Here is a 15,130-nt window from a genome sequence, read left to right on the forward strand (position 1 = left end):
TTTAATTCTTATATTAAATTAAAAATTCATAGATCACAATATAACACAATCTAATCCAAATAGTTTTTCATCAACATAGCCGCTCCCAAAGCACTAGCATTTTCTCCTTTTGGGAATAATATTTTTTGATTTGGCATCATTTGGCGTAGGTATTCAACAAACATTTCATTACGATTAAAACCTCCTGAAATATACACTTCTTTCAAGTTATGATCTGCATCTAAAATACGCATAATTCCTTCATGTACAGGTTTTGTAATTTCATAAATCAATTGGTAATAAGCATGCTCGTAATCCTCAAAACAATCTAAATCCTTTAACTCACTTTTAAAATCATCTGGAATTTCAGTTGGAAAGAATTTGTCTTCTTTCTTTGCTAAAATTGCTGTACAAAGTCCTTTATCAAGTGTTAATTCTAAATAATGATTTTTGGTTACCCCAAAATGATTACTCAACTCAATAGCATTCACTTCGTGTACACGTCCTAAAAACTGCATCGAAGACTTAATTTGTTGCTTATCAGGAGTCATAAAACACAGGCAATCATTTTTTAATTGCTGTTGTGTTAAGGGCTCTTTACTAAACGGATTCATGCAAATAATCCAAGTTCCTGTTGACAACAACACAAATTCCTTACCTGAATTCTCATTGCTTTCTAACAACGGAATAATAGAAGAAGAACTATCATGTAAACCCTTCCCAATAGCAATTTCTTGCCCGTTAACCATTGACATACATGCTTGTTTTCCAGGTTTTGGCTCTGGCAAAGAAATATTTTCAAATGACAACCATTTGTGGTATTCCATTTTGTCAAAATTCCAAATTGCCGTATGCGCTCCTATCGATGTAAAATCGGCAGTTACTTTTTTGGAAAACAAATAACTCAAGTATTGTGGATAATGTAAAATAGATTCCACTTTATCCCAAAAATGAGGTTTTTGATTTTTCAACCAATACATTTGCAAGCCTGAATTTAGCATTCCGTAAGCTGGCGAAGCGGTTTTTCTAGAAAACTCTTCCACTCCACCATGCATTTCATAAAATGCATTAAAATTCATGTTCAATGGCTTTAAGTAGTTATAAAGAGGGGTAATACGCTCCCCCTCTTTATCCAAATAAACCAAACTTGCACCATGAGTTGAAAAATTGATGGCCTTTATTGTAAATTTATTTTCTTGCTGAACTGTTTCTATTTCCTTCTTTATCCATTTTTCAATAGACTCAATATCATCACAAGGGTCGTTATCGTCATCCACTACCTCATCAAAACGAATCGAATCAGTTTGTACGACTTTAAAATCCTTATCAAATAAAAACATTTTTTTATTGGTTTTACCAATATCAAAAACAGCAATAACGTTTTTCACAGTATAAATTTTTAAATCAAAAATTAATTTTTGAACCCATAAAGCGGGCCGTAATTAGTACAAGCTCTATAATCAGCGCCTTCAAGGTCCTCTCCAAAAGCAGACCATGCACTTGGACGGAAAACATCTTCATCGGCCACATTGTGCATATTCACAGGAATTCTCAACATAGCAGCCAATGAAATTAAATCAGCTCCAATATGACCGTGAGAAATAGCACCGTGGTTTGCTCCCCATTTTGCCATTACACTATACACATCTTTAAAATATCCTTTTCCTGTTAATCTTGGTACAAACCAAGTCGTAGGCCAAGTAGGATTTGTTCTTTCATCTAAAACGGTATGAACATCTTCAGGAAGTTCAACACTCCATCCTTCAGCAATTTGCAATACTGGTCCAATTCCTTTTACAAGGTTGATTCGACACATTGTCATTGGCATGCTTCCTTTCGTTTTAAATTGTGAAGAGAATCCTCCACCTCTAAAGTATTCCCAGATAGCTGCTGGCCATTTGGTATTATCCAAACATTTTTGAACTTCTTCTTCAGTAATTTCCCAATACGGTTTCATCGTAGGATTACCATCAGCATCTGATTGTTGTGCTGTAGCATCCAAAGTCGTTGACCCTGAATTAATCAAGTGAATGATTCCGTTTTCAGCAATTCCTGTTAATTTTTTACCGGTAACTCTTTCTACTGATTCTGGGCTCCAGTACGTACGTACATCTGAGAACAATTGTGCTTTATTAGTCAATAAGTGACCAAACAACATCGAAACAGCATTTAAACAGTCATTTTCAGTAGCAAAAGTATAGGCTTGACGAATACCGTTCCAGTCGAAAGAAGAGTTCAAAATAGACTCTGTAAAATCAGCGTTTGGCTGGTAATCTGTCCACTGACGTTGTCCTTGGAATCCACCCATAATGGCATTTCTACCTTTAGCTTCTTCTCCAAAACCTAGTTCTTTCAATTTAGGATTTCCGTTCATTAAATCACGACAGATTAAAGTCATTTTAACTACTTTTTCCCATTCCTGATCTTTCACTTCAGCTGATTTGCGAGCTTCCTCGCTATTATAATCTTTTCCTTCTTTACAATTTTTCTTAGTCCAAGCTAATGCTTTTTCGAATTCTTCATGGTCATAAATCCCTTCGTCCATACGACGCAACAATTCAACTGACTCTACAAACTCGGCTCTCACTCCGAAATAATCTTGCAAGAAATTCACATCCACCATTGAACCTGCAATTCCCATAGAACTATATCCAATAGACAAATAAGACTTCCCTTTCATCAAAGCTACTGCAATACCAGCTTTAGCAAAACGCAATAATTTTTCTTCTACATCTTTAGGAATACTCATATCTCCAGCATCTTGAACTTCTTTACCATAGATTCCGAAAGCAGGCAATCCTTTTTGAGAATATCCAGCCAAGGCTGCAGCTAAATAAACAGCCCCTGGTCTTTCGGTTCCGTTGAATCCCCAAACGGCTTTAGGCATCAAAGGATCAGTGTCCATTACCTCTGTTCCATAACACCAACAAGGAGTTACTGTCAAAGAAACTTCTACACCTTCTCTACTAAATTTATCTGCACAAGCAGCAGCATCGGCCACACCACCAATAGTAGTATCAGCAATCACACATTCTACTTGTTCACCACTCGGGAAACGTAAGTTTTCTGAAATTAATTTAGCCGCAGCCTTAGCCATATCCATACATTGTACTTCTAATGACTCTCTTACTCCTCGCTCACGTCCATCAATTACGGGGCGAATTCCAATTTTAGGAAGTCTTCCTATTAATCTATTCATATCTTTTTATAATTAACTATTAAGTAAATTGCTCTAATTCTGTCAATTGCTCATTTGAAAGTCCTGCAGGTTGGAAACCAGCTGCCCAACACATCATTAACAACTTCGCTCCTTTATTGGCTACATCCAAAAAGTCCCAAGCTTTTTCAACATCTGGTGCAGTTGCCGTTGCTCCGTGTTTTTCCCAAAGAGAAACGTTTCTCGTTTTAAAAGCATCTATGGTAACCTTAGCTAAAGATGCTGTACTTGACAATGCATATGGCGTACAGTGAATTCCTTTAGGAACAAAAACTTTAACCTCAGGACACATCATCCAAATTTGTCTATTCAATTCTTCTTCATTATCAAATAATTCATGGTGACTCATACAAATCAACTCCAAAGGATGTGTATGTACCACTGCTAAATTTTCTGGATGATGAACAGAATTAAACAAGTGAATACTAGCATGAGAAATCAACTCACAGGTAGGCCCAAAGTTTGGTCTTTTTCCACCCCAAATAATGGTATAACCCGTAGCGTCTTCGTTTATATAAAGAATACAAGATACTTCTTCCAACATATCCACCAAATCTCTTAAGTAACATCCTGTACCTGTAATATAGATTACAAAACCTGCACAGTCTTTAGGAAAATCAAAAGGAACAAACTCTTTCCCTTTTGTTTTCTCAATTATTTCGTTTTTATCAAAGAACGAACTAAGGTTCATAGAAATATTCCCTGCATTTCTTTCTGCCCATTCTCTCTGCCATAAATATCCAGCTACTTTGGACACTTTTTTCAATTCTTTCTCTACTTCAACTGGAAGTTTTATATCACTCATATTAATATGATTTAAAATTTGATTTTTTACATTATTTGATTTTGTAAATTTAAAGCGAACTCAAGCAAAAAAAGATATTCAAAATCTGTATATTTGTGTACAATTTAAACATTAGCCACAAATGGAATTTGTAAAAAAAATAGAACTAGGAGATCCATCCACGAATAAACAGAACTTTATCGACATTAAATTAAAACTATCTTGTTGCCGATATTGGTATCTTGACTTATGGGATTGTCACGATATGGTGTTTCCGTTTTGGAGGATTTACTGGAACAAAAACGAAGGCGGAGCATTAAAATTCCAAGAGGAGACCTATATAATGAAACCCGACTCCTTATATATCATATCCCCTTTCACCTCTTTTTCTACCCAATATTCTAAGAACCACAAGTACAGCACCGGAATACATGTAGCTGGCAACAACCTATCTGAAAGAGACAACGAAACCTATTATGAAGAAAAATCGTTGATTCATTTTTTTACCCACTTTAATCTTGGAACCCCTTTTGACAATGTCGTTCCTGGTATCTTTAAAATTGAATTAACCGAACACCTTAACGAGCGACTTCACTACTTAACCGACCGATTAAAATCTGAAAATCACGACTTTAAACTCACTTTCAACTTAAAACTACAGTCCTTTATTAAGGAAGCAATATCCAATATAGGCCCCGAGCTTTGGAAAACAATAACTATAGATAGTAGAGTTTTAACTATACATAGATATATAGAAGCTAGCATTGATAAAAAACTTAGCAATTCAGAACTAGCCGAAATAGTCAATATGGCTCCTAATTCCTTTGCCCGTTTATTCAAAGAAGAAATGAATATTACCCTACATAATTTTATTCAAAACAGAAAGATAGCCAAAGCCTGTGAACTATTTGAACATTCGAGCGAAACCATTGAAAACGTTTCAGATATCTTAGGATTCGCTGATCGTTATCATTTTTCTCGCGTTTTTAAATCCATCACTGGAATCTCGCCAGCCGTATATAAATCGGGCAAATACACCTAAAAAGAACCCAACCCCCTTAAAAACAACCTCAAAAAACATTAACCACTGTTTACCAATTAATTACCCCTTACATATTCAAATAACAGCCTACTCATGTTTAAATTGTACATAAAGTAGATTATTATGGATAAATTACAAAGACTACTCTCTTCGTAAATTTGTAATTCACTGTTTACTTCTTAAAGCCACATTTAAATTTTGTATTAAATACATGCTTTTTGAACCAACACTAAACACTGTTCATTATCTAAGTAACTTTTATTGTTTACTGACAAATAAATTAACTAAAAAAATAATCTAATTAATTATGAAAGAATTTAATCAATACATTAACGGTAAATTTGTAAAATCAACTTCAACTGAAGTAACAGAGGTATTAAACCCATGTACCGAAGAAGTTTTATCTGTAATCCCAAAAGGATCTGTTGAAGACGCAAACAAAGCATTAGAAGCAGCTCAAGCAGCACAACACGGATGGAACGCTCTAACAGCTATTGAAAGAGCAGGATATCTACACAAAATGGCAAATGTTATTCGTGAGAATAGAGTTTTCTTAGCTGAAACATTGGCAAGTGAGCAAGCAAAAGTAATTGGATTAGCTCAAGTTGAAATTGATGTTACTGCTGATTATTTTGATTATAATGCAGGATGGGCTCGTAGAATTGAAGGAGAAATTATTCAAAGTGACCGTAGAAAAGAACATATCTTTTTACACAAAGCACCTATTGGTGTAGCGGTTGGAATTTGCCCTTGGAACTTCCCATTTTTCGTAATGGCTCGTAAAGTAGCTCCATCATTAGTAACTGGAAATACATGTGTTATCAAACCAAGTTGTATTGCTCCAAACACCATTATGGAATTTACTAAATTAATTGAAAACATTGGATTACCTGCAGGTGTATTAAACGTAGTATGTGGTACTGGTCCAACAGTAGGAAACGCACTTACTAAGAGCCCTATTACAGGTATCGTGAGTTTGACTGGTAGTGTTTTTGCAGGTCAAAAAATCATGGAAGCTGCTGCTGCCAATATTACTAAAGTTTCTCTTGAATTAGGAGGAAAAGCTCCAGCGATTGTATGTGCTGATGCCAACTTAGAATTAGCTGTAAACGCTATTGTTTCTTCAAAAGTAATCTTTAGTGGACAAGTATGTAACTGTGCTGAGAGAGTTTATGTTGAAGATTCTATCTACGACCAATTCATGGATATGGTTACTAAAAAAATGAATTCAGTAAAAGTAGAAGATGCTTTCTCTACTAATAATCCTGACATGAGTAGTATGGTATCTAAAGACCAACTTGAAAAAGTAGCTTCCATGGTAGAATTTGCTAAAAGTGAAGGTGCTGAAGTAGTAGTTGGAGGAAAACGTTCTGAGCAATTTGACAGAGGATACTTCTACCAACCTACCTTATTGACTAATGTAACTCAAAATATGCAAATCATTCAAGAAGAAGTTTTTGGACCTGTAATGCCTGTAATGAAATTTAGCACTTTGGACGAAGCTATCGCATTAGCTAACGACTGTGAATACGGATTAACGTCATCAATCTTCTCTGAAAACTTCAACAAAGTAATGCATGCTTCAAACGAATTGCAATTTGGAGAAACATATATCAACAGAGAGCACTTCGAAGCTATCCAAGGATTCCACGCTGGATGGAAAAAATCTGGATTAGGTGGAGCTGATGGTAAACACGGAATGGAAGAGTACTTACAAACTAAAGTTGTTTACGCTCAATTTAGATAAATAAATTGCTAAAATAATTTTCATACAGAAAAGCATGTTGTAATTTAAAGTATTCTTTTAGAATTTAATTATAGCATGCTTTTCACTTTTATATAAAACCACCTTTGTACAAAAACAATACTATAACGAAACTATAACGAAACTATAACTCAATTAAGAAATGAAAAGCACGGAAAAAATTCCAGTAGTAACCAAAGAGGTATTAATACCTTTTATTTTAATCACTTCCTTATTCGCCTTATGGGGGTTTGCAAATGATATCACCAACCCAATGGTTGCCGCTTTTGGTACCGTAATGGAAATCTCTACTGCAAAAGCTGCTTTAGTACAATTTGCTTTTTATGGTGGTTATGCTACTATGGCAATTCCAGCAGCGCTTTTTGTTCGAAAATACAGTTACAAAAAAGGTATTATTTTAGGACTTGTTCTGTATGCTTTTGGGGCATTACTTTTTTATCCTGCGGCCAAATATGAAATTTTCGAATTCTTTTTAATTTCCCTTTACATTCTAACTTTTGGTTTGGCATTTTTAGAAACTACTGCCAACCCATATATTTTATCAATGGGTGACGAACGTACTGCTACCCAACGATTGAATTTAGCACAAGCCTTCAACCCTATTGGTTCGCTTATGGGAATGTTTGTAGCGTCTAAATTTATCTTAGTAGCCTTGGATTCTGATAAAAGAAACGAAATGGGTGAATTAATTTTCACCAACTTAGATGAAGCTCAAAAAGCAATCATTAGAACACATGACCTAGAAATCATCCGAAACCCTTATGTTATTCTGGGAGGCGTTGTCATCTTTATGTTGATTCTTATCTCTATATTAAAAATGCCTAAAAGAGCACATGACAGCAATCAAGATTCTGCTATGGATTCTTTCAAAAGATTAATGAAAAACGGAAAATACCGCGAAGGAGTTTTGGCCCAGTTATTTTATGTTGCTGCACAAATTATGTGTTGGACTTTCATCATTCAATACGCAGAAAACATTGGTGTTACCAAAGCTACAGCTCAAAATTACAACATCCTAGCAATGGGAATGTTTTTAACCAGCCGTTTCATTTGTACCTATTTAATGCGTTTTATCAATGCTAAGAAGTTACTAACGATTTTTGCTATTGGCGCTATGATGACTACTTCTGGTGCGATATTGATTGAAGGTACACTAGGATTGTATTCTCTAATAGCGACATCATTCTTTATGTCTTTGATGTTCCCTACTATCTATGGTATTGCATTGAATGGTTTAGGAAATGACGACAGTACACTAGGAGCTGCAGGATTAGTTATGGCGATTGTAGGTGGTGCCATTATGCCCGTTTTACAAGGATCAATTATCGATTTAGGAACTGTAGGAGCTTTTTCAGCAGTTAACTTCTCATTTATACTTCCTTTATTTTGTTTCTTTTTCATTGCCATTTACGGCTACCGTACTATTAAAGTACATACGAATTAATTTTTAATGAATAATAACATGGAAATAAACGGAAAAAGAATTGAAGAATTAGGATTTGAAGCTTCAAAAAAAGGATTTTTCCAAGAATGGAGAACCCTTACTAAAGTACTTATAAAAGAAAATAAAATCTCTTTAAATGAAGCTTCAGAAATAGCATTTAAAAAGCTTTTATCAAAAAAAAATTAAAAACATTCATTATAATAGGAGCATCATACATCATACTACAATAATTATATTTGATACTCAAACACAAATTTAGAATATAAAAATTAATACCATGAATAACAAAAAGGAAATAAAAATCAATACTAAATATCCTTCAATTGATGATTTAAGGGAAAAAGCAAAAAAACAAATTCCAAGATTTGCGTTTGAATATCTTGATGGAGGATGTAATGAAGATGTTAACCTTTATAAAAACACTAAAGAAATTAGGGATGTAGAATTATTACCTTATTATTTGAGTAAGCATACAGGTTCTAGCATGAAAACGGAACTTTTTGGACATACTTATGACGCTCCATTTGGTATTGCACCAGTTGGTTTACAAGGTTTAATGTGGCCTAATGCTCCTGAAATCTTAGCAAAAGCCGCTTTTGAACATAACGTACCTTTTATCTTAAGTACAGTAAGTACAAGTAGTATCGAAAGAATTTCAGAAATTACTGAGGGTAAATCTTGGTTCCAATTATACCATCCAGCTGAAAATAGTTTACGAGACAGCCTTATCAAAAGAGCTGAAGCAGCTGAATGTCCTGTTTTAGTTATTTTATCTGATGTACCTACTTTTGGATTCCGTCCAAGAGATATCCGAAATGGATTGGCAATGCCTCCTAGTATGTCTGTAGCAAACATTCTTCAAGTTATGGGAAGACCAGAATGGGCTTTAAATACTTTAAGATATGGACAACCTAGTTTTAAAACGCTAGAACCATATATGCCAAAAGGTTTGGATTTAAAGCAATTAGGAAAATTCATGAATGATACTTTTTCTGGTAGATTAAATGAAGAAAAAATCAAACCAATCCGTGATATGTGGAAAGGTAAGTTAGTTATCAAAGGAGTTGCTAACGAATATGATGTAGAAAGAGCTATCGCCTTAGGAGTTGATGGTGTAATCGTATCTAATCATGGCGGAAGACAATTAGACGCTGGTGAATCAGCAATCAAACCATTGACTAGAATTGCCGAAAAATACGGAAAAGATATCAAAGTAATGATGGATAGCGGCGTTCGTTCAGGTCCAGATATCGCTAGAACTATGGCTAGTGGAGCTGATTTTACATTCTTAGGCCGTTCTTTTATGTATGGAGTTGCTGCTTTAGGAAAAAAAGGTGGAGATCACACTATTTCACTTTTGAAAACTGAATTACAACAAGTAATGGAACAAATTTGTTGTGAAAAAACAGCCGATTTTCCAAATCATATTATAAAATAAAGTACTTCGAACAACTAGTTTGTAGTTTTGAATAAAAAGCCGTTATGCCAACCATTCAATACTTTATACAATGCCACAAATTTAAAGAATACAGAATCAACCTGCAACATCATTATAATTCTATCTAACTCTTTATTTAAATGTCTGTTTATTAAATATTTCTATTGAAAAAATCTGCATAAATCTCTTTAAATCTGCGTGCAAAAAATAAGCACGCAGATTCGGCAGATTTTCGCAGATAATAATTTTGATATTAATTAGAAATTTGTGTAATTGATTTTAATACGTTTTTTGAATCTGTGGAAATCTGTGAAATCCGTGGCTTAAAAGTTAGCAACTCTTTGTCATAGTCCGACCACTTTCTTTAAATTTGTGGCATTACTTTTTCAACCTAATAAAAGTCGCTTAAGTACATCTTTTTAAGTACTTTTATGAGCAAGTAATTACAAAATAGAATTTAAAATCTCACTCCTTTGAGTACAACAACAAAAATAGGAATCGGTTTAGCAGCCTTGGGAAGACCCGAATACATTAATATACGGGAAAATCATGCTATAGACAAATCTCCTGTAGCCTTTAGAGAGAATGCTTTTAAAGTGTTGGATTTCGCTTACGCAAAAGGCGTTCGCTATTTTGACACCGCACCTTCTTACGGAAAAGGAGAACGCTATTTAATCGATTGGAAAACGGATAGAAAACATTCAGATGTGTTTTTAAGTACCAAATGGGGCTACACCTATGTTGCCAACTGGGAACTGGGTTACCAAGGAAAGCACGAAGTAAAAGAACATTCTATTGAAAAATTACTAGAACAATGGAAAGAATCTAAATTGCTTTTGCCTGAATTACAAATATACCAAGTTCATTCGGCTACTTTGGATAGTGGAATATTAAAGAATGAGGTAGTCTTAAGTCAATTACATTGGATAAAACAAGTCATGGGAATTCAAATTGGAATTTCAACAAGTGGTGACAATCAAAACGAAATTATACTCGAAGCCTTAAATATTAAAGTAGATAACGACTATTTATTTGATAGTTTCCAAGTCACTTATAACATTCTCGAGCAATCTACATTTGAAGTTTTAAATGTTTTAAAATCCAAAAATAAAACCATTATCATCAAAGAAGCTTTGGCAAATGGTAGAATATTCAACAAAGAAAACAAAACTGTTTTCCCAGTATTAGAAGGTCTTTCAAAGAAATACAAGGTTGGAATTGACGCTATCGCAATCCGTTTTGTAATGGAAAGCCTCAACCCCACTTATGTGCTGAGTGGCGCATCGGATACGAATCAATTAGAACAAAATCTAAAAGCTTTAGAGCCTAATTTAACCTTTTCAGCTTCAGAATTAAAAGAATTAAAATTGTTGCGAACTAATCCAACTGCTTACTGGGAGGAACGCAGTAAATTATCCTGGGATTAAAAAAATACTTCTTATAACTAGTAACCAAATAAATTTTGTAACTTTATTTGGTTACTTTTTTTGTTTAAAACAGTATAGTATTAGTAAAAACAAAATTTCCTCAATACTTTTCAACCATCAAACTATCAACAATCCTACTATAAAGATAGTTTCATTTTAAAATTTTCAACTTGCTATTGCTCCCCAATTATCTTAGCCTTTGCTGAAAATCAAGAAATTACTCTCTATACTATTTTCGTCAAAAAAGTAATTCAAATAAATTTTCAAATACAAACATTTTACTAGTTAGTAAAACACTTAATTAAAATTTTCCAAAAAGAATATTTTGAATACAGTAAAATAAAACCATCTCAGAAAAAAAACATAAAATCGTATTTTATATTTTTTAAATTCTGAACACAAGACTATATTAGCAGTAGTATTAACCCTTTCTGAAAAGAACAAAAAAAATAAAGTTATGATAATAGACACTTTAAGTAATGCAGCTAGATATTACCATATGCACCCAAATTTCAAAAAAGCTTTTGAATTTGTTGAGCAAAATGACATTGCTAATCTTCCTGATGGAATGATTACTTTAGCAGATGGCTTACGTCTCATCGTAAATACAGGAAACGGAAATAAAAAAGAAGAAGCATTAGAATTCTTTGAATGTCACGACGAACATATTGACATCCAACTTTGTGTAAGTGGACAAGAAACCTATGCTTGGAAAACGAGAGAAAAATGCAACCAACCTAATGGTGACTACAATACTGAAAAAGATGTGCGTTTTTGGCTTGACCAACCCGACACTTTTTTTCAACTAACAAACAATCAATTTGCTATACTATATCCTGAAGATTGTCACGCTTCGATGATTGGAGAAGGAGAAATTAAAAAACTAATTTTCAAAGTAAAAATCTAAAATGAATCAACCATTTGATCTAAAAGGAAAAATTGCAATTATTACTGGTGGTGGTGGCGTTTTAGGGAGTTCCATGGCGCAGTCTTTAGCAAAAAATGGTGCTATTGTAGGTGTTCTAGGGAGATCTATTGACAAACTAGATGCAACTGTGTCAAAAATACAAAATGAAGGCGGGCAAGCCTTTGCCTTACAAGCAGATGTATTAAATCAAGTAGATTTAGAGAAAGCCAAGAAAATTGTTCTAGAAAAACACAATCGATTAGATATTTTAATTAATGCAGCAGGTGGAAATATACCTGGTGCAACAGTAACTCCTGAACAAGATTTTTTCAATGCAAGTCCTGATGATCTTCAAAAAGTGTTGGATTTGAATATTATGGGAACTTTATTACCCTCAAAAGTTTTTTCCGAATTATTTGCTAAACAAAAAAATGGAGTAATCGTTAATATTTCATCACCTACAGCCGAACGCCCTTTGACAAGAGTTGTAGGTTACTCAGCAGCAAAGGCTGCTATCGATAATTTCACACGATGGATGGCAGTAGAAATGGCAACCAAATACGGTGAAGGAATCCGTGTAAATGCAATATCTCCAGGTTTTTTTATAGGAGAACAAAACCGTGCTTTACTCCTAACCCCTCAAGGTGATTTAACTCCAAGAGGTGAATCCATCATAGCGAACACCCCCATGGGACGTTTTGGTACTCCTGATGATATTAATGGGACTCTAATCTGGATGTGTAGTGAAGCTTCAAAATTTGTAACAGGAATTGTCGTTCATATCGACGGAGGATTTGGAGCAAAGAGTATTTAATTTTTTTTATAGATTCTAAGGAACTAAGTAGCTTAGTACCTTAGAATCTTTTATATGTTTAGTAACATCAAATATAATTTTCCTTCACAATGATTTCAAGAGGCATATAGTAGGTTTCGTCAACGGGTTCTTGTAATACTAATTTTTTATACAAATGATTAATCCCCATATACCCCTGATCCTCGGGTTTTTGATTAATTAAAAAATCGATTACGCCTTTCTTTAAATACTCCACATTTTTATCTAATAAGTCATAACCTATAATTCGAATTCCTTTAATATTATTGTCTTCCAAAAATTGCGCTACGATATAAGCCCGAGAATTAGGAACAAAAACACTATTTATTCCTTCAAAAATGGCACAATCTAATTGATCTAAACTGGAATCATTAATTGTAATTTCTGAGAATTTAAAATTAGTAAGATGCTTATTTTCTCTAAAGAAAGAATAAAATCCATCAATACGTTGTAAGTAAACTGAAGTCGCCTCAATATCACGAGTGATTTTAACAATAAGCACTTGTCGCTCTTCTTTTACAGCAAAACTAGTAAGTCTTCCCGCAAGAAAACCACTTTTAAAAGCATTTTGACCTACATATGCATGACCTTCGCTATCAGCTATATTCGAATCAATCATCACAATTGGCTTCTCTGTTTTTTTAAATTCTTTCAAAAAACGAATAGCCTCATCGTAAAAAACAGGAGCATAAAGCAGGCCATCAAAATCCGACTCTAATACTATTTGAGCCATTTTATTAAACGAAATAGGGTCAAAATCATATAAAAAATACTCCAAATTAACCCCGTAAGAAGCAAACTCCTTCTCTGCTTTCTTTATTCCGCTCATCTGTACTCCCCAGTATTCCAAGTCATTATACTGAGGCAACAAAACAGCAAATTTAAATTTCTTATTAAAAGCTAGGTTACTCGCAAAGATATTTCTCTTGTAGCCATATTCATCAATGATAGCATTTACTTTATCAATATTCTCTTGTGCCACTTGCCCCCTATTATGAATAATACGATCCACTGTTCCTGTTGAAACATTGGCTAAACGGGCTATTTCTTTGATTGTTATGATACTTGTAGTCTTTAAGTTAATACTGCTTTCCAGAAAGTAAAATTAATTTTTTTTTCTAAAAAACTTGTTTCAGTTGAATTTTTATATACATTTGTAAAGTCCGTGTGCGAACACGCAAGGTAAAAAATATATTTATATATCGGTCAAAGTACCCTTATAAATTTATTTTTCAAATACTAATCTCGACAACAATAAATCGTTAAAAACATCATTTACAATCATTTATAATTTACAAAATGGATTCAATCTTTAATTTAAAAGGAAAAATTGCTCTTATTACAGGGGGCGCAGGAGTTTTAGGAAGTAATATGGCTACTGTTTTAGCTAAACAAGGAGTTATTGTTGGAATTGTAGGATTTACAATCGAAGAAGCAAACAGAACTGTTGAAGCTATTGAAAAGATTGGAGGTCAAGCATATGCCGTACAAGGAAATGTATTGGATAAAGAAAACTTAGAAAAAATTAGAGATTTCATCCTTGAAAAATACGGTCGCCTTGATATATTAATTAATGCAGCTGGTGGAAATATGCCAGGCGCAACTATTGGTCCTGACCAAGCTATATACGATTTAAAAACAGAAGACTTACGTAAAGTTTTAGACTTAAACATTGTTGGAACAGTATTGCCTTCACAGGTTTTCTCTGAAGTTTTTGCTAAGCAAAAATCAGGAAACATAATCAATATTTCTTCGGCTTCAGCCAAAAGACCATTGACAAGAGTAGTTGGATATTCTGCTTCAAAAGCAGCAATCGACAACTTCACACAATGGATGTCAGTTGAATTAGCATCTAAATATGGTGAAGGAATCCGTGTAAATGCAATTGCACCAGGTTTCTTTATTGGCGAACAAAACCGCGCCTTGTTATTGACTCCAGAAGGAGAATTAACTCCTCGTGGATTAAAAATCATCGAACATACACCAATGGGAAGATTTGGAGTACCTGAAGATCTTGATGGAGCCTTGTTATTCTTGTGTAGCGATTTATCAAAATTTGTGACAGGAACTGTGGTAAATGTTGACGGTGGATTTGCTGCATCAAGTATTTAAAAATAAACCAATGTATATAAATTGATTGTGCTAATAAAACATTACAATTAAAAAAAGTTTACCATTAAGAAATTAAGAAAAATTAAGCCTTAATAAACTTAATTTCTTAATGGTGAAATTTAACAGTTTTAGCGATCTATTTAATTCATGGTAAACAAAATTAACTATTACTTTTAAAAAACA

At 33.8% G+C, this 15,130-nt stretch carries 13 protein-coding genes; 9 read left to right on the plus strand and 4 right to left on the minus strand.

The window, feature by feature from the left end:
- Window positions 1-50: 50 nt before the first annotated feature.
- The 3 genes from SLW70_RS14545 to rhaD are packed head-to-tail and all read right to left on the minus strand — an operon-like array spanning window position 51 to window position 4,001.
- A complete protein-coding gene (locus SLW70_RS14545; protein WP_320889346.1) occupies window positions 51-1,367 on the minus strand; it encodes an FGGY family carbohydrate kinase in 1,317 nt (438 codons plus the stop codon).
- Window positions 1,368-1,390: 23 nt separating this feature from the next.
- Entirely contained in the window at window positions 1,391-3,178 is a 1,788-nt protein-coding gene (locus SLW70_RS14550; RefSeq protein ID WP_320889347.1) for an L-fucose isomerase, read from the minus strand.
- Window positions 3,179-3,197: 19 nt separating this feature from the next.
- Window positions 3,198-4,001 (minus strand): rhamnulose-1-phosphate aldolase, encoded by an 804-nt coding sequence (gene rhaD, locus SLW70_RS14555; protein WP_320889348.1) that lies wholly within the window; start codon window positions 3,999-4,001, stop codon window positions 3,198-3,200.
- A 121-nt stretch (window positions 4,002-4,122) separates the two neighbouring features.
- Here rhaD and SLW70_RS14560 point away from each other — a divergent pair, with 121 nt between their 5' ends.
- The 8 genes from SLW70_RS14560 (at window position 4,123) to SLW70_RS14595 (ending at window position 12,817) form a co-directional block, all read left to right on the plus strand.
- Entirely contained in the window at window positions 4,123-5,022 is a 900-nt protein-coding gene (locus SLW70_RS14560) for an AraC family transcriptional regulator (protein WP_320889349.1), read from the plus strand.
- 307 nt (window positions 5,023-5,329) lie between these two features.
- The gene (gene aldA, locus SLW70_RS14565; protein WP_320889351.1) at window positions 5,330-6,769 is read left to right on the plus strand and encodes an aldehyde dehydrogenase; all 1,440 of its coding nucleotides are present in this window, start codon (window positions 5,330-5,332) and stop codon (window positions 6,767-6,769) included.
- Window positions 6,770-6,929: 160 nt separating this feature from the next.
- Complete coding sequence (gene fucP / locus SLW70_RS14570; protein WP_320889352.1) at window positions 6,930-8,231, plus strand: L-fucose:H+ symporter permease; 1,302 nt, start codon at window positions 6,930-6,932, stop codon at window positions 8,229-8,231.
- 6 nt (window positions 8,232-8,237) lie between these two features.
- On the plus strand, window positions 8,238-8,417 hold the full coding sequence (locus SLW70_RS14575) for a hypothetical protein (protein WP_320889353.1): 180 nt from the start codon (window positions 8,238-8,240) through the stop codon (window positions 8,415-8,417).
- Between the two features lie 91 nt (window positions 8,418-8,508).
- Window positions 8,509-9,669 (plus strand): alpha-hydroxy acid oxidase, encoded by a 1,161-nt coding sequence (locus tag SLW70_RS14580; protein WP_320889354.1) that lies wholly within the window; start codon window positions 8,509-8,511, stop codon window positions 9,667-9,669.
- Between the two features lie 473 nt (window positions 9,670-10,142).
- On the plus strand, window positions 10,143-11,096 hold the full coding sequence (locus SLW70_RS14585; RefSeq protein WP_320889355.1) for an aldo/keto reductase: 954 nt from the start codon (window positions 10,143-10,145) through the stop codon (window positions 11,094-11,096).
- Window positions 11,097-11,553: 457 nt separating this feature from the next.
- Window positions 11,554-12,003 carry a YhcH/YjgK/YiaL family protein gene (locus tag SLW70_RS14590; protein ID WP_320889356.1) on the plus strand — a complete coding sequence of 150 codons (450 nt, stop codon included), beginning with the start codon at window positions 11,554-11,556 and terminating at the stop codon, window positions 12,001-12,003.
- Between the two features lies 1 nt (window position 12,004).
- Window positions 12,005-12,817 carry an SDR family oxidoreductase gene (locus SLW70_RS14595; protein ID WP_320889357.1) on the plus strand — a complete coding sequence of 271 codons (813 nt, stop codon included), beginning with the start codon at window positions 12,005-12,007 and terminating at the stop codon, window positions 12,815-12,817.
- Window positions 12,818-12,884: 67 nt separating this feature from the next.
- Here SLW70_RS14595 and SLW70_RS14600 read toward each other — a convergent pair whose 3' ends face one another.
- Complete coding sequence (locus tag SLW70_RS14600) at window positions 12,885-13,847, minus strand: substrate-binding domain-containing protein (protein WP_320889358.1); 963 nt, start codon at window positions 13,845-13,847, stop codon at window positions 12,885-12,887.
- A gap of 287 nt (window positions 13,848-14,134) precedes the next feature.
- Between SLW70_RS14600 and SLW70_RS14605 the strand changes: the two genes are divergently transcribed.
- Complete coding sequence (locus SLW70_RS14605; protein ID WP_320889359.1) at window positions 14,135-14,947, plus strand: SDR family oxidoreductase; 813 nt, start codon at window positions 14,135-14,137, stop codon at window positions 14,945-14,947.
- Window positions 14,948-15,130: the final 183 nt, after the last annotated feature.

Source organism: Flavobacterium sp. NG2 (genome assembly GCF_034119845.1).
Taxonomy (GTDB): Bacteria; Bacteroidota; Bacteroidia; order Flavobacteriales; family Flavobacteriaceae; genus Flavobacterium.

Coding starts and splice junctions, on each gene's coding strand:
- SLW70_RS14550 (WP_320889347.1), bottom strand. CDS start 3,178: ATGAATAGATTAATAGGAAGACTTCCTAAAATTGGAATTCGCCCCGTA.
- rhaD (WP_320889348.1), bottom strand. CDS start 4,001: ATGAGTGATATAAAACTTCCAGTTGAAGTAGAGAAAGAATTGAAAAAA.
- SLW70_RS14560 (WP_320889349.1), top strand. CDS start 4,123: ATGGAATTTGTAAAAAAAATAGAACTAGGAGATCCATCCACGAATAAA.
- aldA (WP_320889351.1), top strand. CDS start 5,330: ATGAAAGAATTTAATCAATACATTAACGGTAAATTTGTAAAATCAACT.
- fucP (WP_320889352.1), top strand. CDS start 6,930: ATGAAAAGCACGGAAAAAATTCCAGTAGTAACCAAAGAGGTATTAATA.
- SLW70_RS14575 (WP_320889353.1), top strand. CDS start 8,238: ATGAATAATAACATGGAAATAAACGGAAAAAGAATTGAAGAATTAGGA.
- SLW70_RS14580 (WP_320889354.1), top strand. CDS start 8,509: ATGAATAACAAAAAGGAAATAAAAATCAATACTAAATATCCTTCAATT.
- SLW70_RS14590 (WP_320889356.1), top strand. CDS start 11,554: ATGATAATAGACACTTTAAGTAATGCAGCTAGATATTACCATATGCAC.
- SLW70_RS14595 (WP_320889357.1), top strand. CDS start 12,005: ATGAATCAACCATTTGATCTAAAAGGAAAAATTGCAATTATTACTGGT.
- SLW70_RS14605 (WP_320889359.1), top strand. CDS start 14,135: ATGGATTCAATCTTTAATTTAAAAGGAAAAATTGCTCTTATTACAGGG.